A 21,346-nucleotide genomic window follows, 5' to 3' on the forward strand; every position below is an offset into this window, starting at 1 on the left:
GGTACCGGGCGTCCCCGCGTGGGTGGCGACCGGCAGACTCTCGCCGTGCACCTCGTCCTGTCCCGCGCCCCGGCCGACCGCGCGGTGCTCACCACCGTGCCCGAGGGCGACGGCCCGGTGACGACGCGCGAGGTCGAGCGCGGACGGCTCGCCGACGTCGCCGACGAGCTCGCGCACACCGGTCCCGCCGCCCGCTGGACGTGGGACGACACGAACCGCTGGTACCCCGCGCTGCTCGCCGCGGGCGCCCGGGTCGAGCGGTCGCACGACCTGCGGCTCGCGCGCACGATCCTGCGCGGGTCCGCGCTCACCGCGGGCACGCCGTACGCCCGGGAGGATCCCGGGCCCTGGGACGCCCTGACCGCCGCGCCGGCCGGCCCCGACCCGACGCTCCCGCTCCGCCCCGAGTCGCTCTTCGACCTCGGCGCGGACGCGCCCGGTGCGCTCGCGGCGCCGTCGGGCCTGGACCCGCTGCCCGAGCTCGCCGACCAGCTCGAGGCGGTCGCGGCGGCGCAGGGCGCGGACGCCGCGGGTCGCCTGCGGCTGCTGCTCGCGGGCGAGTCGGCCGGGGCGCTCGTCGCCGCGGAGATGCACCACGCCGGCCTGCCGTGGCGCGCGGACGTCCACGACGAGATCCTGGCGGGAGTCCTGGGCCCGCGACCGCGCGCCGGCGAGCGCCCGGCGCGCATGGAGGATCTCGCCCGCACGATCCGCGACGCGCTCGACGCCCCGTCGACGCTCAACCCCGACTCCCACCCGGACCTGCTCAAGGCGCTGCAGTACGCGGGCGTCGGCGCGCGCTCGCTGCGCAAGGGTGAGCTGGAGACGATCGAGCACCCCGTGATCGAGCCGCTGCTGGAGTACAAGACGCTGCAGCGCCTGCTCACGGCCAACGGGTGGGCGTGGCTCGACACGTGGGTGCGCGACGGCCGGTTCCGCACCGAGTACGTCGTCGGGGGCGTCGTCACGGGCCGGTGGTCGTCGAGCGGCGGTGGAGCGCTCCAGCTGCCGCGGCAGGTGCGCCGGGCGGTCGTCGCGGACCCGGGCTGGCGGCTCGTCGTCGCCGACGCCGCCCAGCTGGAGCCGCGCGTCCTGGCGGGGCTCGCGCACGACGAGCGCATGGCGGACGCCGGCCGGGGCGTCGACCTCTACGCAGGGATCGTCGCGTCGGGGGCGGTCGCGAGCCGGGAGCACGCGAAGGTCGGCATGCTCGGCGCCATGTACGGCGGGACGACGGGGGACAGCGCCCTCGTCCTGCCGCGGCTCGCGAAGGCGTTCCCCGACGCGATCGACCTCGTCGAGCGCGCGGCCCGTGCCGGGGAGCGGGGCGAGGTCGTGACCACGCGGCTCGGGCGCAGCTCGCCGGAGCCGGGCGCCGCGTGGCAGGAGGCGCAGTCCGGGGCGTACGCCGCCGACGACGCGGCGGCCGGGGCGCCGGGCGGTCCGGGAGGCGGCGCGGACGCCCAGTCGCGCGCCCGGTCGCAGACGCGGGCCTGGGGTCGCTTCACGCGCAACTTCGTGGTCCAGGGCACGGCGGCGGAGTGGGCGCTGTGCTGGCTCGCGTCGATCCGGCGCCGGCTCTGGGAGCTCCCCGTGAGCGACGCCGTCCCGGGTCGGGTCCGCGCCCCGTTCGAGGGCCGGGCGCACCTCGTGTTCTTCCTGCACGACGAGGTCGTCGTGCACGCGCCCGCGGAGCTGGTCGAGGCGGTGGAGCACGAGGTCCGCGAGGCCGCGGTCGAGGCGGGGCGCCTGCTGTTCGGCGACTTCCCGGTCGACTTCCCGCTGACGGTCGCCGCCGTCGAGCACTACGCGCAGGCGAAGTGACGCCCGCGTCACGCCTGCGCGGGCGACGTGACGCCCGCGTCCGGAGGTGCCGGGCGGGATAGCCTGCCGCCATGACCCTCGACCCCACCGCCGGGCCCGACACAGGGGCCGCGGCCCCGACGCTCGGCCAGGTCGTGCGCACGCTCGACGAGCTGTACCCGCCGGCCACGGCGGAGGACTGGGACGCCGTCGGCCTGGTCGCCGGAGACCCGCAGGCGCCGGTCCGCAAGGTGCTGCTGGCCGTCGACCCGGTCGAGGAGATCGCCGACGAGGCGCTGTCCTGGGGCGCCGACCTCCTCGTCACGCACCACCCCCTGTTCCTGCGCCCCGTGCACTCCGTGGCCGCGACGACGTTCAAGGGCTCGCTCGTGCACCGCCTCATCCGAGGCGGGTGCGGCCTGTACGTCGCGCACACCAACGCCGACGCCGCCGAGCGCGGCGTCGCGGACGCGCTCGCCGACGCGCTCGACCTGCTCCACCGCGTGCCGCTCGTCCCGCACCCCGCCGCGCGCGGTGTCGCGACGGCCCCGCACGGGACGGTGACCACCGGTACGGGACGGGTCGGCCGCCTCGCCGCGCCCACGACGCTGCGTGCGTTCGCCGAGCGCGTCGCCGAGGTCCTGCCCGCGACCGTGCAGGGGGTGCGGGTCGCGGGCGACCTCGACGCGACGGTCGGGTCCGTCGCGGTCGTGGGCGGGTCCGGCGACTCCCTGTTCGACGCGGTGCGCGCGAGCGGGGCCGACGTCTACCTCACGTCCGACCTGCGTCACCACCCGGTGTCCGAGCTGCGCGAGCGGGCGCGGCTCGAGGGCGGGCCGTCGGCGACGCCGTTCCTCGTCGACGTCCCGCACTTCGCGTCCGAGTGGCCGTGGCTCCGCTACGCTGCCGAGGACCTCGCGCGAGCGCTCGCCGCGCGCGGCGAGCAGGTGGAGACGCGGGTCAGCACGACCGTCACGGATCCCTGGACGGCACGGCTCCCGTCCGCGCCGGGGACGACGGCGACGGGCTGAGCCCGGCGGCCGCGCCGCCGTCCGGCGCGACCCACCCGCAGCGACCCGCACCTGCCCGACCCGACCGGTCCCACGACCCGACCGGTCCCACGAAAGGAAGCACCACGTGGCCACCGCCCCGCCCGCAGACCAGCTCCGGCTCCTCGACGTCCAGGAGCTCGACACCCGTCTCCAGCAGCTCGCCCACCAGCGCAAGAACCTGCCCGAGATCGCGCGCATCGCCGAGCTCGACGCGCAGGTGCAGGACCTCGCGACGTCGCTCGTCGAGTCCCGCACGGCGGCGTCCGACCTGCGCCGCGAGCTGAAGAAGGCGGAGGGCGACGTCGAGCAGGTGCGCACGCGCGCGGCACGCGACCAGGCGCGTCTCGACTCGGGCCAGGTCGGTGCGAAGGACGCGCAGGCGCTCGTCGGGGAGCTCGAGTCGCTCGCGCGCCGGCAGGGCGTGCTCGAGGAGGTCGAGCTCGACGTCATGGAGCGCCTCGAGGCGCACGAGGAGGCGCTCGGTCGGCTGGAGTCCGCCAACGCCGAGCTGGAGGCCGCGCGCGCCGAGGTCGTCGCCGCGCGCGACGCCCGCTTCGCCGAGCTCGACGACGAGGCCGCGCAGGTCGCGGAGCGCCGCCGTGCGGCCGCCGACGGGATCGACGCCACCCTCCTCGCCCTCTACGAGCGCGTGCGCGACCAGAACGGCGGACGCGGGGTCGTCGCGATGCGCGGCCGCCGGCTGGAGGGCCTCAACGTCGACCTCAGCCCGGCCGAGCTCGCCGCCGTGACGTCCGCGAGCCCCGACCAGGTCGTCCGGCTCGAGGACTACGGACACATCGTCGTGCGTCCGGAGGCCACGGGCGCGTGAGCGCGGACGCACGCCCCGACGACGCCCCGACGGGCCCGGGACGCTCCTCGGGTCCGCGCCACCTCGTCGTCGAGGCCGACGGCGGCTCCCGGGGGAACCCCGGGCCGGCCGGGTTCGGCGCCCTCGTGCGCGACGGCGCGAGCGGCCGCGTCCTCGCCGAGCGTGCCGCGTTCCTCGGCACGACGACCAACAACGTCGCCGAGTACTCCGGCCTCGTCGCCGGGCTGCGGGCGGCCGCCGCGATCGACCCCGACGCCCGGGTGACGGTCCGGATGGACTCGCGCCTCGTCGTCGAGCAGATGTCGGGGCGCTGGCAGATCAAGCACGCCGACATGCGTCGTCTTGCGGCGGAGGCCGCGACCGTCCTGCCGAGGGGCCAGGTGACGTACGAGTGGATCCCGCGCGCGCAGAACGCCGACGCGGACCGGCTCGCGAACGAGGCGATGGACACCGGCGGGACGATCGCCCGCGACCACGGCACGGACGACCCGCCGGACGACGGCGGCGTGGCTGCCGGGCACGACGAGGCGCCGCTCGAGCAGGCGCCCGGGGAGGGGCGCGCGGAGCCCGCCGGTACCGCCGGTCCGCTCGCGCGGCCCTCCGGGGCGACGATCCGCTTCGACGACGCCCCGGCGCTGACGGTCGTCCTCGTCCGGCACGGAGAGACGCCGTACACGGTCGCGGGCGCGTTCAGCGGCTCGTCGGTCCCCGGTCCGTCGCTCACGCCGCACGGTCGCACGCAGGCGGCGCGCGCCGCCGACCTCGTGTTCCGCGTCGGCCGCTCGGCGTGGACGGACGTGCCGCGCCCGTCCGTCCTCGTCGCGTCCCCGATGGTGCGCACCCAGGAGACGGCGCGCGCGGTGAGCCGGCGCCTCGGGCTGCCCGTGACGACCGACGCGCGTTTCGCCGAGGTGGACTTCGGGGACTGGGAGGGTCTCACGGCCGACCGGATCGACGAGCGGTGGCCCGGGCTGCGCCGCGACTGGTACTCCACCGGAACCGTCGCAGCGCCCGGCGGCGAGTCCGTCGCCGACGTCGGGGCGCGCGTGCGCGCGGGGCTCCGGGACCTCGTGGCCGCGCAGCTGGAGGACGCGCCCGCGTCGGGGCGCACGGTCGTGGTCGTGGGCCACGCGGTGCAGGTGCGCGCCGCGATCGGCGTCGCGGTCCAGGCGCCCCCCGACCAGTGGTCCAGGTTCCGCGTGCCGCCCGCGTCGGTGAGCATCCTGCGGCTGTGGGCCGACGGGACGAGCGAGCTCGTCGCGCAGGGCGTCCCGAGCGACCTCTGACTCAGGCGACGACGAGCTCGAGCGTGAACCGTCCTCGTCCCTCGTCGTGGAGGCTCGCGTCGAGGAGCGCGGTGCCGACGAGCTCGTCGGCGGCCTTCGCCAGCTCGTCCGCCGACGCCACGGCGCCCGCACGTCGCAGGAGGTGGGCCGTGACCACGCCCCGCGTGTGCTTGGCGTTGTGGGACACCACCGAGCGCCTGCCGTCCGCCTCACGCAGCACGCGCACGGCGACCCACTGCGCGGCGTCGTCACCGGTCGTGCGGGGGCGCCACGCGGCGGCATACGTCGCCGACCGGCAGTCGACGACCACGTCGCCCGCCGCGCGGTCGTCCAGCGCCGCACCGAGGTGCGGGCGCCAGGCCGTCGCGAGGCGCCCGAGCCCCGGGAGCGCGACGCCCATGGACAGGCGGTACGCGGGGACCCGGTCGGCGGGGGACAGGACGCCCCACAGCCCGGAGACGATGCGGACGTCCTCGGCGGCCCGGCGGCCGGTCTCCCCGCCGCCGGCGAGCGCGCCGCCCAGGTCGGCCGCGCCGTAGAGCACGCCCGTGTAGACGTGCGCCGCGGGGGCCGCCGGCGCCGCCCGCAGCCCGGTGTTGCGGTGCACCTCGGCCGCGAGACCCGGGCTGACCCCGAGCGCCTCGACGGCGTCCTCCCGGGCGCTCGCGGCGACGAGCGCGTCGAGCGCGCGCTCGCGCTGCGGGGTGAGGACGGGCGAGGTGAGGGTGCCGAGGTCGAGGGGCGGGGGCCGTCCGGCGCGGGCGTCTTGCCCTCGGACGGGGGAGGAGGAGCACGAGCACCCGGTCACTCTACGGTCGCGTCCGGGGCGTGCCCGCGCGGGCGGTCCGACCGGGCGGGTGGGGTGCGTCACGCCGTCGGGCCCGGGCGCTACGCTGCCGCGGTGGCCCAGGTGAAGATCTACGGACGGCGCAGCGTGTGGGGCGAGCGGCGCGCGGAGGTGTCCGACGCGCTGCACGGCGCGCTCGTGCGCGCGTGGCACCTTCCCGAGGACAAGAGGTTCCACCGCTTCCTGCTCCTCGACGACGACGACCTCGTCGCCCCGCGCTCCGCCGCGTACCTGGTCGTCGAGGTCGTGTGCTTCACGGGGCGCACGCGCGAGGCGAAGCGCGCCCTGGTCGCCGCCCTGTACGACGACGTCGCGCCCGCCCTCGGGATCGGCGCGGACGACGTCGAGCTCGTGATCCTCGAGGCCCCGCGCGAGAGCTGGGGGATCCGCGGCGTGAGCGGCGACGAGCTCGCGCTGACGTACCCCGTCGACGTCTGACCGGGCCGACGCCTGACCGCGGCCGACGACGCCCGGCGCGGCGACGCGCCCCGGGGCAGTATCCTTGCCGGTGCGGACGAGTCGGTCGGACGGTCGCGTCGGGGCAGGTCGCCAGACCTCCCCGCCGAGGAACGTCCGGGCTCCGAAGGGCAAGGTGGTGGGTAACGCCCACCCGGGGTGACCCGCGGGACAGTGCCACAGAGAACAGACCGCCGTGCTGGTCGAGGCTCCGGCCTCGGCACGCGCGGTAAGGGTGAAACGGTGGTGTAAGAGACCACCAGCGGGCCGGGTGACCGGTCCGGCTCGGTAAACCCCACCTGGAGCAAGGTCAGACAGACTGTGTCTGAGGGCGGCCCGCCCGATTCTCTGTTGAGAAGCACAGTCGGGTAGACCGCTGGAGGCGTACGGCAACGTGCGTCGTAGATGGATGACCGTCGCCCGCGCGGGGGCAACCGCGCGCGGGAACAGAACCCGGCGTACAGACCGGCTCGTCCGCACCTCCGCGCCCTCGCACGACGGCACGGAGCGACCCGCCACCGTGCCGCACGACGCCGAGGAGCCCCCGATGAGCCAGCAGCCCCAGCATCCCCCCGTCGCCTACGTGATCGCCGGCTCCGAGGCGACCGGCGGCGCCGGCATCCAGGCCGACCTGAAGACGTTCCAGCAGCTCGGCGCGTACGGCGTCGGGACGCTCACGTGCATCGTGTCGTTCGACCCGAGGAACGACTGGGGCCACCGGTTCGTCCCGGTGGACGCGCAGGTCGTCGCGGACCAGTTCGAGGCCGCCGTGGCCACGCACGCGCCGTCGGTCGTGAAGGTCGGGATGCTCGGCACGCCCGCGACGATCGACGTCGTGGCGGCGTCGCTGCGCTCGCGGTCGTGGGAGCACGTCGTGCTCGACCCCGTCCTCATCTGCAAGGGCCAGGAGCCGGGCGCCGCGCTCGACACCGACACGGCGCTGCGCGAGCAGGTGCTGCCGCTCGCGACCGTCGTGACGCCCAACCTGTTCGAGACCCGCACGCTCGCGGGCGTGGACTCCATCGAGACCGTCGACGAGCTCGTCGACGCCGCGCGGCGCATCCGCGACCTCGGTCCGGACGTCGTCGTCGCGAAGGGCGGCGTCGAGCTCGCGGGCCCCGACGCCGTGGACGTCCTCGTGGACGGCGACGGGGTCCTCGTGCTCTCGCGGCCGAAGGTCGGCGAGGAGCGCGTCTCGGGCGCGGGCTGCACGTTCGCCGCCGCGATCACGGCCGAGCTCGCGAAGGGCGCGGACGTCCGGTCGGCCGTGCAGGTCGCCAAGGAGGTCGTCACGCAGGGCATCGCCGCGCGCGTCCCGGCGGCGACGCCGTTCGACACGGTCTGGCAGGGCGCGTACCGCCCCTGATCGGGGATCACCCACCGGACGCGTGCGCGTCGGGCGCCGGTCAAGGAATACCCTCGTCCCCGTGAACGACCTCTCCCCACCGGAACTGACCCCCGGCAGCGGCGACCCCGCCCGGCTCGGCACCGCCGTCCCCGGGGCCGCGGACGACAAGGGCCGCGGTCTCGCGCGCCACGACGTCCCCGCCCCGCTGCGCGACGACGTCCGCCTCCTGGGCGGGCTCCTCGGCACCGTGCTGCGCGAGACGGGCGGGCAGGGGCTGCTCGACGACGTCGAGCGCCTGCGCGAGCTCGCGATCGCGGCCTACGACGACACGACGGGCGCAGCGCTCGGCGAGGCCGAGGCGCTCGTCGAGGGCCTGACGATCGAGCGGGCGGAGCAGGTCGCGCGCGCCTTCACGTGCTACTTCCACCTCGCGAACCTCGCCGAGGAGTACCACCGCGTGCGCGTCCTGCGCGAGCGCGAGGCCGAGTTCGCGACCCGCGCCGTCACGCACGACGACTCGCTCCCCGAGGCGTTCGAGCAGCTCGTCGCCGAGGTGGGCCGCGAGGAGGCGCTGCGCCGGCTGCGTCGCCTCGAGTTCCGCCCCGTCCTCACGGCCCACCCCACCGAGGCGCGCCGCCGGGCCGTCTCGGGGGCGGTGCGTCGCATCGCGACCCTGCTCGACGAGCGCGACGCCCAGCCGCTCGGCGGGACGTCCCTCGCGGAGAACGAGCGCCGCCTGCTGGCCGAGATCGACACCATGTGGCGCACCGCCCCGATCCGCGAGCACAAGCCGTCCGTCCTCGACGAGGTGAAGACGGCGCTCGGCGTGTTCGACGCGACGATGTTCGACACGTTCCCCACGGTCTACCGTCGCCTCGACGACTGGCTGCTCGGCGACGAGGCGGGTCGCGAGGAGCCGCTCGTCCGCCCCTTCGTGAGCCTGGGCACGTGGATCGGCGGTGACCGCGACGGGAACCCCAACGTCACGGCGGAGGTCACGCGGCAGGCCGCGGCGATCGCCTCCGAGCACGCGCTCGTCGCGCTCGAGGAGCAGACCCGCCGGGTCGGCCGCAAGCTCACGCTGGACGAGGTCGGCACGCCGCCCTCGGACGGGCTGCGCGCGCTGTGGCAGCGCCAGCGCCAGCTCTCCGAGGCCGTCACGGCCGCTGCCGCCGCCGCGTCCCCGCGGGAGCCGCACCGCGCCGTGCTGCTCGTCGTGGCCGAGCGCGTCGCGGCGACGCGCGCGCGCAACGCCGACCTCGCCTACGCCGACCCCGAGCAGCTCGAGTCGGACCTGCGCGTGGTGCAGGAGTCGCTCGTCGCGGCGGGCGCGCCCCGGGCGGCCTACGGCGACCTCCAGCAGCTCGTGTGGCAGGTCGAGACGTTCGGGTTCCACCTCGCGGAGCTCGAGGTGCGCCAGCACTCGCAGGTGCACGCCGCGGCGCTCGCGGAGATCGCGGAGAAGGGCGTGCACGGTGACCTGTCCGACCGCACGCGCGAGGTCCTCGACACGTTCCGCGCGCTCGGCTCGGTCCAGCAGCGCTACGGCGTGCGCGCGGCGCGCCGCTACATCGTCTCGTTCACCCAGGCGCCCGAGCACCTCGCGGCCGTGTACGAGCTCGCGGAGCACGCGTTCGCGGGCGCGGACGACAAGCCGGTCGTCGACGCGATCCCGCTGTTCGAGACCTTCGCGGACCTCGAGGCGAGCGTCGACATCCTCGAGTCGATGCTCAATCTGCCGCAGGTGCAGAAGCGGCTCGCCGAGAACGGCCGCCGGGTCGAGGTCATGCTCGGCTACTCGGACTCGTCGAAGGACGTCGGGCCCGTCTCGGCGACCCTCGCGCTCCACGACGCGCAGCGCCGCATCGCCCTGTGGGCCGAGCGGCACGACATCACGCTGACCCTCTTCCACGGCCGGGGCGGTGCGCTCGGCCGCGGGGGCGGCCCCGCCAACCGCGCGGTCCTGGCGCAGCCGCCCGGCTCCGTGGACGGCCGGTTCAAGCTCACCGAGCAGGGCGAGGTCATCCTCGCCCGGTACGGCGACCCGACCATCGCGTCGCGCCACATCGAGCAGGTGGCGGCTGCGACGCTGCTCGCGTCCGCGCCGTCGACCGAGAAGCGCAACGCCGAGGCGACCGACCGCTACCGGGACCTGGCCGTGGCGCTCGACGCCTCGTCGCGCCGCCGCTTCCACGAGCTCGTGCGCGCGGACGGCTTCCCGCAGTGGTTCGCGCAGGTCACGCCCCTCGAGGAGGTGGGCCTGCTCCCGATCGGGTCCCGGCCGGCGCGGCGCGGGCTGTCCGTGTCGTCGCTCGACGACCTCCGGGCCATCCCGTGGGTGTTCTCGTGGTCCCAGGCGCGCATCAACCTCGCGGGCTGGTACGGGCTCGGGACGGCGCTCGCCGAGTTCGGCGACCTCGAGCTGCTGCGCGAGGCGCACCGCGAGTGGCCGCTCTTCGCGACGCTCCTCGACAACGTCGAGATGTCGCTCGCGAAGACGGACGCACGCATCGCGGAGCGCTACCTCGCGCTGGGGGACCGCGACGACCTGGCGACCGCGGTGCTCGAGGAGCTCCGGCTGACGCGCGAGCGCGTGCTCGCGGTGACGGGCAACGCGTGGCCGCTCTCCGGCCGGCGGGTCCTCGGGCGCGCGGTCCAGCTGCGCAGCCCGTACGTCGACGCTCTGTCGCTGCTCCAGGTCCGTGCCCTGCGCGGGCTGCGGGCGGGCGCCGAGGGCGTGACGAAGGACGAGCTCCAGCACCTCCTGCTGCTCACCGTGAACGGGGTCGCCGCCGGTCTGCAGAACACCGGCTGACGGGGCCCCGCACCGACGGCCGCCCCCGGAGCGCGAGCTCCGCGGGCGGCCGTCGGCATCTGGACGTCTGTCCAACAGGTGAATGAATCGTCAACCATCGTCCGGCTCGCGAGCCCTCCTGAGCTCCCAGGTAAAGTTCTTGCCAGAGGGCTCCCATTCGGCGGCATTCTTGGGCTACCCTGGCGTCGACCGAACATGCCGCCGTGTCCGAGGACGTGCAGGGCGAAGCAGGTCGGTCGGTGACGTCAAGCAGGTGGCGTCGACCCGTCGGGGCGGGCGGGGCTGACAGCAAGAAGGCGGGGCGATCGCGATGCAGCAGACGGAGACGAAGGGCGCGGGGGTCGAGACGGGCGGGATCCGCCTGATCGAGGAGCCGGGCTCCAGCGTGGTCGCCATGTGGGGGGAGATCGACGTCGCGCTGCGCAGCGAGGCGAGCGCGGCGCTCGCGAACGCGCTCGAACGAGACGTCCCGGTGGTCATCGACACGTCCCGGGTGACGTTCATGGACTCGACCGGGATCGCGTTCCTCGTGCAGTTCTACACGATCGGTTCCGAGGAAGGGCTCTCGGTGACGCTGCGCAACCCGCCCAGCGTCGTGACGGACGTGCTCGAGATGCTCGGCGTCATCGAGATCTTCGGCACCGATCGGCGCGAGGTCACGACGACCCACGAGGTCACGACGGCCTGAGCGCGTCGGGCGCGCCGGCGCCGCCCATCTTGCGGTCAGACGGCCCCTGCGGTGCGCCTCGCGTCCTCGGCCGCGAGCGACGCCGCGCCCACGATCCCGGCGGCGTTGCGCAGCTGTGCCGGGACGATCGGCGCGCGCAGGTGCAGGTGCGGCAGGAAGTGCTCGTGCTTCTTGCTCACCCCGCCGCCCACGACGATGAGGTCGGGCGAGAAGAGGTCCTCGACCACGCCGAAGTAGCGCTGGAGCCGCTCCGCCCACTGCTCCCAGCTCAGGTCCTCGCGGTCGCGGGCAGCGTCCGACGCCTTCGTCTCGGCGTCGTGCCCGTCGATCTCGAGGTGGCCGAGCTCCGTGTTGGGCAGGAGGTGGCCCTCGACGACGATCGCGCTGCCAATACCGGTGCCGAGCGTCGCGACGAGGACCACGCCGTCGGCGTCCCGCGCCGCGCCGTACCGCACCTCGCCGATGCCGGCCGCGTCGGCGTCGTTGACGGCGACCACGTGCCGACCCGTCTCGCGGTGCAGGAGGGCGGGCAGGTCCACGCCGGTCCACGACTTGTCGAGGTTGGCGATGAACCGGACGACCCCGTGCTGGAGCGGCGCCGGGAACGCGACGCCGACGGGGACCTCGGCCGGGAGGTCGTACTCGTCGACGAGCCGTGCGATCACCTCGGCGACGGCCTGCGGCGTGGAGGGCTGCGGCGTCGGGATCCGGTGGCGGTCCTGCGCGAACTCGCCCGTGGCGAGGTCGACGGGTGCGCCCTTGATGCCGCTGCCGCCGACGTCGATGCCGAAGGCGAGCCCGGTCGGGCCGGAGGGGTGGGAGGTCTTGTGCGCGTTCATGGGAGTGTGAGGATCTCCGCTCCGTCGTCGGTCACCAGCAGCGTGTGCTCGAACTGAGCAGTGCGCGAGGTGTCTGCGGTGACTACCGTCCACCCGTCGTCCCACATCCGCCACTCGGACGTGCCGAGCGTGAGCATGGGCTCGATCGTGAACACCATCCCGGGCTCGATGACGGTGTCGTGCAGGGGCGCGGCGTCGTAGTGCGGGACCACGAGGCCCGAGTGGAACGCCCGGCCCACGCCGTGGCCCGTGTACTCGCGCACGACCCCGTACCCGAAGCGGGCCGCGTACCGCTCGACGACCCGGCCGACCACGTTGACCTCGCGCCCGGGTGCCACGGCCTTGATGCCCCGCGCGAGCGCCTCGCGCGTGCGCTCGACGAGCAGCTCGGACTCCTCGTCGATCCTCCCGACCGCGAAGGTCGCGTTCGTGTCGCCGTGGACACCGCCGAGGAACGCCGTGACGTCGACGTTGACGATGTCGCCCTCGACGAGCTCGGTGGAGTCGGGGATGCCGTGGCACACGACCTCGTTGACCGACGTGCACAGCGACTTCGGGAAGCCCCGGTAGCCGAGCGTCGAGGGGTAGGCGCCGTGGTCGAGGAGGAACTCGTGCCCCACCCGGTCCAGCTGGTCCGTCGTGACGCCGGGCGCGACGTGGCGCCCCACCTCGGCGAGCGCCTGCGCCGCCACGCGGGACGCGGCCCGGATGCGCTCGACCGTCCCGGGGTCGTTGACCTCGCTGCCGGTGAAGGGCTGCGGGCCCGGGCGGCCGACGTACTCGGGGCGCGCGATCGTCGCGGGGACCGCGCGCCGCGGACCGACCGTCCCGGGGGTGAGGGGACCGCGACGAGCAGGCGCGCGGGCCGGGGGGACGCTGCCCGCGCCGGGGGAGGAGGTGGTCGACGCCATGCCCGCAGTCTACGAAGGCGCGGGCGGGTGCGACGCACCCGCGACCTGGGGGAAGATCGGAGGATGAGCAGCGGACCTGTCGCCGACGACGGCGAGACCCCCACGACCGAGGAGCAGTACTACTACGACACGAGGACCGGCGAGGTGCACCGCGGGCCGAGCGGGTCCTGGACGCACCGCATGGGCCCGTACCCGACACGTGAGGCGGCGCAGAAGGCCCTCGACACGGCCCGGCAGCGGTCCGAGGCCTGGGACGAGGAAGACCGGCACGAGCGCGGAGAGTGACGCACGCCCCCGCGCCCGGTCCGTGGCGAGCCTGGTCGGGGCGCCTCGGGCTGCTCCTCGCCGGCCTGGCCGTCGGGGCGCTGACGTTCCTCGTCGCGCTCCAGGTGCGTGCCGGTCCCGGGGGAGGCCCGACGACGCCCGCGCCGTCGGGCGCCGCCGTCGCCTCTTCGCCGACCCCGGGCCCGACGACGGCGACCCCGGACCCCGCGAGCACCGCCGGGACCGCGCCGCCGCCGCCGCTCGACGGGCTCACGGTCGCGGTCGACCCCGGGCACAACGGCGGGAACGCTGCGCACCCGCTGACGGTCAACGCGCCCGTCGACGACGGGCGCGGCGGGAGCAAGGCCTGCAACACCGTCGGCGCGTCGACCGACGCCGGCTACCCGGAGCACGCGTTCACGTGGGACGTGAGCGGCCGGCTCGCCTCGCGGCTGACCGAGCTCGGCGCGGTCGTGGTCCTCACTCGGTCCGACGACGCGGGCGTCGGTCCGTGCGTCGACGCCCGGGGGCGGTTCCCGCAGGAGAACGAGGCCGACGTGCTCGTGTCCGTCCACGCCAACGGGACGGACGACCGGCGCGCCCGAGGGTTCTTCGCGATCGTCTCCGACCCGCCGGTGCACGACGCGCAGGGGGCTCCGAGCCTCGAGCTCGCGCGCGAGCTGGTGGCGGCGCTCGAGGCGGCCGGGTTCGCGCCGTCGTCGTCGGTCGCGGCGGACGACGGACCGATCCAGCGCCGGGAGGACCTCGCGACCCTCAACCACGCCGAGCGCCCTGCGGTGGTGCTGGAGCTCGGCGAGATGCGCAACGCGGACGAGGCCGCCGTCATGGCGTCCGAGGACGGGCGCCAGCGCTACGCGGACGCGCTCGCCGCCGGGCTCCGGGCGTGGGCGGCGGACCGGGCGGCCGGCGACCGGTAGCCGGTCCGCCGGCGCGCACCGGGCGCCCCGCCGGGGTCAGCGGGCGAAGCTGTGGTCCTCGTCCGGGAAGGTGCCGCCCCGGACGTCGGCGGCGAAGTCGGCGGCCGCCCGGCCGAGCGCCGCGCCGATCTCCGCGTAGCGCTTGGCGAACCGCGGTGACCAGTCGGTCATGCCGGCCATGTCGGTCCAGACGAGGACCTGGCCGTCGCACGCGGTGCCCGCGCCGATCCCGATGGTGGGGATGCGCAGGATCTCGGTGATGCGCGCGGCGACCTCGACCGGCACCATCTCCAGCACGACGGCGACGGCGCCCGCCTCGGCCACGGCGAGCGCGTCCTCGCTGAGGCGCTCGGCGGCGTCGTCGCCCCGGCCCTGGACCCGGGGCCCGCCGAGCAGGTTCTCGGACTGGGGCGTGTAGCCGAGGTGCCCGACGACGGGCATCCCCGCGTCGGTGAGCGCACGGATCTGGGCGGCGATGCGGCGACCGCCCTCGAGCTTGACCGCGCTCACGCCCGTCTCCTTGAAGAACCGCACGGCCGTCGCGAGCGCCTGCTCCGGACCGGCCTCGTACGAGCCGAACGGCAGGTCGACGACGGTGAACGCGCGCCGCGCGGCGCGGGCCACGGCCCGTGCGGGAGGGATCAGGTCGTCGACGGTGACGGGCAGCGTCGTCGCGTGCCCGTGCATCGTGTTGCCGATCGAGTCGCCCACGAGGAGCACGTCGATCCCCGCGTCGTCGAAGATCCGCGCGGTCACGGCGTCGTACGCGGTGAGCATCGTGATCCTCTCCCCGCGCGCCTTGGCCTCGCCGAGGTGGTGCACGCGCACGCGACGCGGCCCCGTGCCGCCGGCCGCGGCGGGCTCGGGGGTGGTGTGAGCGGACATGGACGACCTTCCTGAGGACGGGGTGGAGGGGGCGACCGGCGGTGCGGCGGTCAGTCGAGCGGCTCGCGCCAGCGGTTGGTGATGGGCAGACGGCGGTCGCGACCGAACGCGAGGGCCGTCACCTTCGGGCCCGGCGGGTACTGGCGTCGTTTCCACTCGGCGCGGTCGACGAGCGTGACGACCTTGTCGACGACCTCCGGGTCGAAGCCGCGGGCGAGCAGCTCCGTGCGGCCCTCGGCGTGCTCGATGTACGCGTCGAGCACCTCGTCGAGCAGGTCGTACGGGGGGAGCGAGTCCTGATCGGTCTGACCGGGGCGCAGTTCCGCGGAGGGCGGCTTCGTGATCGACGACTCGGGGATCGGCGGGATCTCGCCCGCGTCGAGCGCGGCGTCGTTCCGCCAGCGCGCGAGCTGCCACACGCGCGACTTGTCGACGTCCTTGAGGGGAGCGAAGCCGCCGATGCTGCCCGCGTCGTAGATCGTCGCGTAGCCGGTCGCGAGCTCGGACTTGTTGCCGGGCGCGACGACCAGGTGCCCCTCGCGGTTGGAGATGGCCATGAGGAGCACCCCGCGCACGCGCGCCTGGAGGTTCTCCTCGGCGACGCCCTCGAGCTCCAGCTCGCCCTGGAACGCCTCGACCATGGGCGCGATGGGCTGGACGCGGTAGTCGGCGCCGAGCCGCTTGGCGAGGTCGGCGGCGTCGTCCTTGCTGTGCTCGGACGAGTACCGCGACGGCATGGAGACGCCGACGACGTTCTCGCCGCCGATCGCGTCCGCCGCGATCGTCGCCGTGAGCGCGGAGTCGATGCCGCCGGAGACGCCGAGGACGACGGACCGGAAGCCGTTCTTGCGCACGTACCCCGCGAGGCCCGTGACGCACGCCCGGTAGACCTCCTCGTCGGGGTGCAGCTCGGGGGCGCTCGGGCCGCGCGGTGCCCCGCCGTCGTCGGGCAGGTCCCACACGAGGAGGTCCTCGACGAACTGCGGCGCGCGGGCGACGACGGCGCCCGTCGCGTCGGTGACGAACGACCCGCCGTCGAACACGAGGTCGTCCTGACCGCCGACGAGGTTGACGTAGGCGACGGGCGCGGTCACCTCGCGCGCCCGGCGCGCGGCGAGGTCGGTGCGCACGTGGCCCTTGCCCTCCTCGTACGGCGAGCCGTTGAGCACGAGGAGGAGGTCGAGGCCGTTCCCCGCCTCGTCGAGTGCCGCCATCTCGGCGACCGGGCCGCCGTCCTGCCAGATGTCCTCGCAGATCGCGACGCCGACGCGACGGCCCTCCACCTCGACGACCGTCGTCGTGGCTCCCGGGGCGAAGATCCGGAACTCGTCGAAGACGCCGTAGTTCGGCAGGTGGTGCTTGTCGTACGCCGCCTGCACGACGCCGTCGCGCAGCACCACGGCGCGGTTCGTCGGGAGGTCCGCGGGGCTGCCCGACGCCTCGCGCTCGGCGGCGCCGGCGCCCCGGGGGCGGCCCGAGGTGCCCACGGTCCCCAGCACGACCGTGGTCCCGCCGAGGCCCTCCGCCGCGAGCCGCGCCGCGATGTCGGCGGCGGCGTCCCAGGCGGCGCGTCGGAACGACGCCCGCAGCGCCAGGTCCTCGATCGGGTAGCCGGTGAGGGTCATCTCGGGGAAGGCGACGAGGCCGGCGCCGGCGGCGACCGCCGCGCGGGTGCGTTCGAGGACCAGGGCGGCGTTGCCGTCGAGGTCGCCGACGCACGTGTCGACCTGTGCCAGCGCGACGCGCAGATCAGCCATGCGGCCAGCGTAGACGAGCGCGGCGTGCGTCTCGTCCCGGGGGCGGGACGGCGTTCGGGGCCCGTCGCACGTCGGTCACGGGTCCGCCACGCGGTCGTGTCACCCGTTCGTCACACGGATCAGGCAGGATGTACCGCATGGACAGGCAGCAGGAGTTCGTGCTCCGCACGGTCGAGGAGCGCGACATCCGCTTCATCCGGCTCTGGTTCACCGACGTGCTCGGGATGCTCAAGTCGGTCGCGGTCGCCCCGGCCGAGCTCGAGTCGGCGTTCGCCGAGGGCATCGGGTTCGACGGGAGCTCGATCGAGGGCCTCACGCGCGTGTACGAGGCCGACATGATCGCCAAGCCGGACCCGACGACGTTCCAGGTCCTCCCGTGGCGCGGCGAGCGGCACGGGACGGCGCGCATGTTCTGCGACATCCTCACGCCCGACGGCGAGCCGTCCCTCGCGGACAGCCGCAACGTCCTCAAGCGCGCGCTCGCGAGGGCGAGCGACAAGGGCTTCACGTTCTACACGCACCCCGAGGTCGAGTTCTACCTGTTCAACCAGCCGGCCGACGCCGAGTCGCCGCTCGTGCCGGTCGACCAGGGCGGCTACTTCGACCACCTCGCGCGGGGATCGACGCACGACTTCCGCCGCGCCGCGATCACGATGCTCGAGTCCATGGGCATCTCCGTGGAGTTCTCCCACCACGAGGCGGGCCCGGGCCAGAACGAGATCGACCTGCGCTACGCCGACGCGCTGACCACCGCGGACAACCTCATGACGTTCCGCACGGTCGTCAAGGAGGTCGCGCTCGAGCAGGGCGTGTTCGCGTCCTTCATGCCCAAGCCGATGGCCGAGCACCCCGGGTCGGGCATGCACACGCACCTGTCGCTCTTCGAGGGCGACCGCAACGCGTTCCACGAGCCCGGGGCCCAGTTCGAGCTGTCGAAGACGGCGCGCCAGTTCATCGCCGGCCTGCTCGTGCACGCCGCGGAGATCACGGCGATCACCAACCAGTACGTCAACTCGTACAAGCGCCTGTGGGGCGGTGCCGAGGCGCCGAGCTACGTGTGCTGGGGCCACAACAACCGCTCCGCGCTCGTGCGCGTGCCGATGTACAAGCCGGGCAAGGGCAACTCGAGCCGCGTGGAGTACCGCGCGCTCGACTCGGCCACGAACCCGTACCTCGCGTTCGCCGTCATGCTCGCCGCGGGCCTCAAGGGTATCGAGGAGGGCTACGACCTCCCGGAGGCCACCGAGGACGACGTGTGGGAGCTCACCGACGCCGAGCGCCGCGCGCTGGGCATCAAGCCGCTGCCGCAGTCGCTCGACGCGGCGATCCAGATCATGGAGAGCTCCGAGCTCGTCGCCGAGACGCTGGGCGAGCACGTGTTCGACTTCGTGCTGCGCAACAAGCGCCAGGAGTGGGACGCCTACCGGGCCCAGGTCACGCCGTTCGAGCTGAAGCGGTTCCTCCAGGTCCTGTGAGCAGCGGACCCACGACGACGTCAGGGCGGTCCGGCGGGTCGCGCCGGCCCACGCTCACGGGACGGCTCGCGCGCGTCGGCTTCGCCGACATCACGCGCTCCGCGAGCCTGATCGCCGACGACGACCTCGCCCGGCTGCTCGACGGCGGTCGGGGCCCCGGCGACGACGTCGCCCCGGGGCCGGGCGCGGCGGAGCTCGTGAGCGACGACCTGCTCGCCGCCTTCGGCGCGTCCGCCGACCCCGACCTCGCGCTCCTGCAGGTCGTGCGGATCGCCGGCGCGCTGCGGCCGCAGGTCGAGGCGGGCGGCGTGGCGGCGACGTTCGCTCGGCTCTGCCTCGCCCCGGGCGCGGCGCGCGACCGCCTGCTCGCCGTGCTCGGAGCCTCGGTCGCGCTGGGCGACGACGTCGTGCGTCGCCCGGAGCTCCTGGAGATCGTCGCGGACCCCACGTCCGGGACGGGCGTCGACGCGCGCGACGTGCGCGCGGAGCTGCTGCGCGCGGTCGGCGCGGACCCCGACGCCCCCGTCCCGGTCGCGGACGAGCGCGGGCCCGCGCGCGTGGACGCCCTGCGCCGCGCGTACCGCGAGCGGCTCCTGCGCATCGCCGCGACCGACCTCACGGTGACCGACCCGCTCACGCGTATGCCCGGCGTCGGCGCGGCGCTCGCGGACCTCGCGGCGGCCGCGCTCGACGGCGCGCTCGCGATCGCGCGCGCCGAGCTCGACGACCACGGTGACGGCGTGCGGCTCGCGGTGATCGGCATGGGCAAGTGCGGCGCGCGCGAGCTCAACTACGTCTCCGACGTCGACGTGGTCTACGTCGTCGAGCCCACCGACGGGCACGACGAGGCGTACGCGACGAGCGTCGGGGCGCGCCTCGCGACGGGCCTCGCGCGCGTGTGCTGGGGCACGTCCGGCGAGCCGCCGCTGTGGCAGGTCGACGCCGCGCTGCGGCCCGAGGGCAAGCAGGGGCCGCTCGTGCGCACGCTCGCGAGCCACGTCGCGTACTACGAGCGCTGGGCCAAGACGTGGGAGTTCCAGGCGCTGCTCAAGGCCCGCACGGTCGCGGGGGACCGCGAGCTGGGCCGCGCGTACGAGGAGGCGATCGCGCCGTTCGTGTGGTCGGCCGCCGGTCGTGAGAACTTCGTCGAGGACTCGCAGGCGATGCGACGCCGCGTCGAGGACCACGTGCCCGCGGCGGAGGCCGACCGTCAGCTCAAGCTCGGCAAGGGCGGCCTGCGCGACGTCGAGTTCACGGTCCAGCTCCTGCAGCTCGTCCACGGTCGCGCCGACGAGTCGATCCGCAGCCGCAGCACGCTCACCGCGCTCGCCGAGCTCGCGGCGGGCGGGTACGTCGGGCGCGACCACGCGGCCCGGCTCGGCGTGTGCTACCGGTTCCTGCGGGCCCTCGAGCACCGCATCCAGCTGTTCCGGCTCAAGCGGACGCACCTCGTGCCGACGTCCGACGACGAGCTGCGCCGGCTCGCCCGCTCCCTCGGCCTGCGGGCCGAGGGCGCCGCAGGGCTCACCGAGCGCTGGCGTGCGACGCGCCGTGAGGTGCGCACGCTGCACGAGGAGCTGTTCTACCGCCCGCTGCTGCCCGCGACCGCCCAGCTCTCGCCCGACGAGGTGAGCCTCGCCCCGGAGGCGGCCAAGGCTCGCTTCGCCGCGATCGGCTACCGCGACCCGGCCGGCGCGATGCGCCACGTCCTGGCGCTGACGGAGGGCGTGAGCCGGCGCGCGGCGATCCAGCGCCAGCTCCTGCCCGTCATGCTCGGCTGGTTCGCCGAGGGCGCGGACCCCGACGCGGGCCTGCTCGCCTTCCGGACGCTCTCCGAGACGCTGGGCACGACCCACTGGTACCTCAAGCTCCTGCGCGACTCCGGGTCGGCGGCCCGACGCCTCGCCCACCTGCTGTCCAGCTCGCGCTACCTGGCGGACGCGCTCGCGCGCTCGCCCGAGTCGGTGCGCTGGCTCGCCGACGACGCCGACCTCACCCCGCGCGGCGCCGACCGGCTCGCGCGGGAGACCGACGCGATCCTCACGCGCGCGGACGAGGTCGAGCCCGCGACGGTGAGCCTGCGAGCCGTTCGCCGGCGCGAGCTCGCCCGTACCGGGGCGGCCGAGCTGCTGGGTGTCGTCGACCCGGTCCACGCGGCCCGCAGCATCTCGGACGCGGCGGACGTCGTGCTCGTCGGCGCGCTGCGGGTCGCCGAGTTCGTCGCCCGCGACGAGCTCGGCTACGACGCCCGCGACCCGGGGTCGGCGCCCGCCCGCCTCCTCGTCGTCGCGATGGGACGCCTCGGTGGCCGCGAGATGGGGTACGGCTCCGACGCCGACGTGATGTTCGTCCACCGGCCGGTGGACGGTGCGACGGACCGCGACGCCCAGGCCTTCGCCACCGGTGTGGCGACGCGCCTGCGGCAGCTGCTGTCCGCCGTCGGGCCGGAGCCGGCGCTGCCCGTCGACGCCGACCTGCGCCCCGAGGGCCGCAACGGCCCGCTCGTGCGCTCCCTCGCGTCGTACACGGAGTACTACGAGCGCTGGTCGAGCGTGTGGGAGGCGCAGGCGCTGCTGCGGGCGCGCCCGGTCGCCGGGGAGCTCGACGGGCTGGGGGAGGCGTTCCTCGAGGTCGTGGACCGCCGGCGCTACCCGACGGGCGGTCTGGACCCGGCCGAGGTGCGCGAGGTCCGCAGGATCAAGGCGCGCGTCGAGTCGGAGCGGCTGCCGCGCGGCGTCGAGGCCTCGCGCCACCTCAAGCTCGGTCGCGGGGGCGTGTCCGACGTCGAGTGGACCGTCCAGCTCCTGCAGCTCCAGCACGCGCACGACGTCCCCGGCCTGAGGACGACGTCGACGGTGGACGCGCTCGACGCGGCGGTCGCGGCCGGTCTCGTGGACACCGACGACGCCGTCGTGCTGGGAGAGGCGTGGCACCTGGCGTCACGTCTGCGCAGCGCGCTCGTGCTGTGGTCCGGCCGGACCACCGGGACGACCGTCGACGTGCTGCCGCACGACCGCTTCGCGCTCACCGGCCTCGCGCGCGTGCTCGACCTCCCGGACGTCGACTCGGGCGCGGAGCTCGAGGAGCACTACCTGCGCACCGCCCGGCGCGCCCGGTCGGTCATGGAACGCGTCTTCTACGGCGAGGACTGAC

Annotated in this window: 17 protein-coding genes and 1 other RNA gene; 13 read left to right on the forward strand and 5 right to left on the reverse strand. The window is 75.2% G+C overall.

Features of this window, described 5'->3' with window-relative positions; all coding sequences use genetic code 11:
• Positions 1 to 45 precede the first annotated feature (45 nt).
• The 4 genes from ACWPWV_RS13935 to ACWPWV_RS13950 all read left to right on the forward strand — a co-directional run bounded on the left by ACWPWV_RS13935 (position 46) and on the right by ACWPWV_RS13950 (position 4,970).
• Positions 46 to 1,824, forward strand: coding sequence for a bifunctional 3'-5' exonuclease/DNA polymerase (locus ACWPWV_RS13935; protein WP_454043555.1), 1,779 nt, complete (start codon positions 46 to 48; stop codon positions 1,822 to 1,824).
• 71 nt (positions 1,825 to 1,895) lie between these two features.
• Positions 1,896 to 2,834, forward strand: coding sequence for a Nif3-like dinuclear metal center hexameric protein (locus ACWPWV_RS13940; protein WP_454043556.1), 939 nt, complete (start codon positions 1,896 to 1,898; stop codon positions 2,832 to 2,834).
• 106 nt (positions 2,835 to 2,940) lie between these two features.
• Complete coding sequence (locus ACWPWV_RS13945) at positions 2,941 to 3,684, forward strand: zinc ribbon domain-containing protein (protein WP_454043557.1); 744 nt, start codon at positions 2,941 to 2,943, stop codon at positions 3,682 to 3,684.
• Positions 3,681 to 4,970 carry a bifunctional RNase H/acid phosphatase gene (locus tag ACWPWV_RS13950; RefSeq protein ID WP_454043558.1) on the forward strand — a complete coding sequence of 430 codons (1,290 nt, stop codon included), beginning with the start codon at positions 3,681 to 3,683 and terminating at the stop codon, positions 4,968 to 4,970. Before ACWPWV_RS13945 ends, ACWPWV_RS13950 begins: the two co-directional genes overlap by 4 nt.
• 1 nt (position 4,971) lies before the next feature.
• Here ACWPWV_RS13950 and ACWPWV_RS13955 read toward each other — a convergent pair whose 3' ends face one another.
• Positions 4,972 to 5,778 (reverse strand): YaaA family protein, encoded by an 807-nt coding sequence (locus ACWPWV_RS13955; RefSeq protein ID WP_454043559.1) that lies wholly within the window; start codon positions 5,776 to 5,778, stop codon positions 4,972 to 4,974.
• 93 nt (positions 5,779 to 5,871) lie between these two features.
• Here ACWPWV_RS13955 and ACWPWV_RS13960 point away from each other — a divergent pair, with 93 nt between their 5' ends.
• The 5 genes from ACWPWV_RS13960 to ACWPWV_RS13980 all read left to right on the forward strand — a co-directional run bounded on the left by ACWPWV_RS13960 (position 5,872) and on the right by ACWPWV_RS13980 (position 11,124).
• Positions 5,872 to 6,255 carry a tautomerase family protein gene (locus tag ACWPWV_RS13960; protein ID WP_454043560.1) on the forward strand — a complete coding sequence of 128 codons (384 nt, stop codon included), beginning with the start codon at positions 5,872 to 5,874 and terminating at the stop codon, positions 6,253 to 6,255.
• Between the two features lie 77 nt (positions 6,256 to 6,332).
• An RNA gene (gene rnpB, locus ACWPWV_RS13965) (RNase P RNA component class A) lies at positions 6,333 to 6,750 on the forward strand.
• 70 nt (positions 6,751 to 6,820) lie between these two features.
• Positions 6,821 to 7,639, forward strand: coding sequence for a hydroxymethylpyrimidine/phosphomethylpyrimidine kinase (locus tag ACWPWV_RS13970; protein WP_454043561.1), 819 nt, complete (start codon positions 6,821 to 6,823; stop codon positions 7,637 to 7,639).
• A gap of 187 nt (positions 7,640 to 7,826) precedes the next feature.
• Entirely contained in the window at positions 7,827 to 10,436 is a 2,610-nt protein-coding gene (locus tag ACWPWV_RS13975) for a phosphoenolpyruvate carboxylase (protein WP_454044548.1), read from the forward strand.
• Positions 10,437 to 10,746: 310 nt separating this feature from the next.
• On the forward strand, positions 10,747 to 11,124 hold the full coding sequence (locus ACWPWV_RS13980) for an STAS domain-containing protein (RefSeq protein WP_454043562.1): 378 nt from the start codon (positions 10,747 to 10,749) through the stop codon (positions 11,122 to 11,124).
• 35 nt (positions 11,125 to 11,159) lie between these two features.
• Here ACWPWV_RS13980 and ppgK read toward each other — a convergent pair whose 3' ends face one another.
• Positions 11,160 to 11,963: a polyphosphate--glucose phosphotransferase gene (ppgK, locus tag ACWPWV_RS13985; protein WP_454043563.1), complete on the reverse strand. Its 804-nt coding sequence runs from the start codon at positions 11,961 to 11,963 to the stop codon at positions 11,160 to 11,162.
• Positions 11,960 to 12,874: a type I methionyl aminopeptidase gene (gene map / locus ACWPWV_RS13990; protein ID WP_454043564.1), complete on the reverse strand. Its 915-nt coding sequence runs from the start codon at positions 12,872 to 12,874 to the stop codon at positions 11,960 to 11,962. The genes ppgK and map overlap by 4 nt, the downstream gene beginning before the upstream one ends.
• Positions 12,875 to 12,937: 63 nt before the next feature.
• Between map and ACWPWV_RS13995 the strand changes: the two genes are divergently transcribed.
• Complete coding sequence (locus ACWPWV_RS13995) at positions 12,938 to 13,159, forward strand: SPOR domain-containing protein (protein ID WP_454043565.1); 222 nt, start codon at positions 12,938 to 12,940, stop codon at positions 13,157 to 13,159.
• On the forward strand, positions 13,156 to 14,076 hold the full coding sequence (locus ACWPWV_RS14000; protein ID WP_454043566.1) for an N-acetylmuramoyl-L-alanine amidase: 921 nt from the start codon (positions 13,156 to 13,158) through the stop codon (positions 14,074 to 14,076). Before ACWPWV_RS13995 ends, ACWPWV_RS14000 begins: the two co-directional genes overlap by 4 nt.
• Before the next feature lie 36 nt (positions 14,077 to 14,112).
• Here ACWPWV_RS14000 and panB read toward each other — a convergent pair whose 3' ends face one another.
• The gene (gene panB / locus ACWPWV_RS14005; protein WP_454043567.1) at positions 14,113 to 14,961 is read right to left on the reverse strand and encodes a 3-methyl-2-oxobutanoate hydroxymethyltransferase; all 849 of its coding nucleotides are present in this window, start codon (positions 14,959 to 14,961) and stop codon (positions 14,113 to 14,115) included.
• A 50-nt stretch (positions 14,962 to 15,011) separates the two neighbouring features.
• Complete coding sequence (locus tag ACWPWV_RS14010; protein WP_454043568.1) at positions 15,012 to 16,718, reverse strand: NAD+ synthase; 1,707 nt, start codon at positions 16,716 to 16,718, stop codon at positions 15,012 to 15,014.
• 137 nt (positions 16,719 to 16,855) lie between these two features.
• Between ACWPWV_RS14010 and ACWPWV_RS14015 the strand changes: the two genes are divergently transcribed.
• Complete coding sequence (locus tag ACWPWV_RS14015; RefSeq protein WP_454043569.1) at positions 16,856 to 18,193, forward strand: glutamine synthetase family protein; 1,338 nt, start codon at positions 16,856 to 16,858, stop codon at positions 18,191 to 18,193.
• Positions 18,190 to 21,345 (forward strand): bifunctional [glutamine synthetase] adenylyltransferase/[glutamine synthetase]-adenylyl-L-tyrosine phosphorylase, encoded by a 3,156-nt coding sequence (locus tag ACWPWV_RS14020; protein ID WP_454043570.1) that lies wholly within the window; start codon positions 18,190 to 18,192, stop codon positions 21,343 to 21,345. Before ACWPWV_RS14015 ends, ACWPWV_RS14020 begins: the two co-directional genes overlap by 4 nt.
• Position 21,346: the final 1 nt, after the last annotated feature.

Source organism: Cellulosimicrobium sp. Marseille-Q8652, assembly GCF_965112045.1.

Bases quoted from the DNA above. Each gene is read 5' to 3' on its own strand.
- ACWPWV_RS13940 (WP_454043556.1), top strand. From the start codon at position 1,896: ATGACCCTCGACCCCACCGCCGGGCCCGACACAGGGGCCGCGGCCCCG.
- ACWPWV_RS13970 (WP_454043561.1), top strand. From the start codon at position 6,821: ATGAGCCAGCAGCCCCAGCATCCCCCCGTCGCCTACGTGATCGCCGGC.
- ACWPWV_RS13980 (WP_454043562.1), top strand. From the start codon at position 10,747: ATGCAGCAGACGGAGACGAAGGGCGCGGGGGTCGAGACGGGCGGGATC.
- ppgK (WP_454043563.1), bottom strand. From the start codon at position 11,963: ATGAACGCGCACAAGACCTCCCACCCCTCCGGCCCGACCGGGCTCGCC.
- map (WP_454043564.1), bottom strand. From the start codon at position 12,874: ATGGCGTCGACCACCTCCTCCCCCGGCGCGGGCAGCGTCCCCCCGGCC.
- ACWPWV_RS13995 (WP_454043565.1), top strand. From the start codon at position 12,938: ATGAGCAGCGGACCTGTCGCCGACGACGGCGAGACCCCCACGACCGAG.
- panB (WP_454043567.1), bottom strand. From the start codon at position 14,961: ATGTCCGCTCACACCACCCCCGAGCCCGCCGCGGCCGGCGGCACGGGG.
- ACWPWV_RS14010 (WP_454043568.1), bottom strand. From the start codon at position 16,718: ATGGCTGATCTGCGCGTCGCGCTGGCACAGGTCGACACGTGCGTCGGC.
- ACWPWV_RS14015 (WP_454043569.1), top strand. From the start codon at position 16,856: ATGGACAGGCAGCAGGAGTTCGTGCTCCGCACGGTCGAGGAGCGCGAC.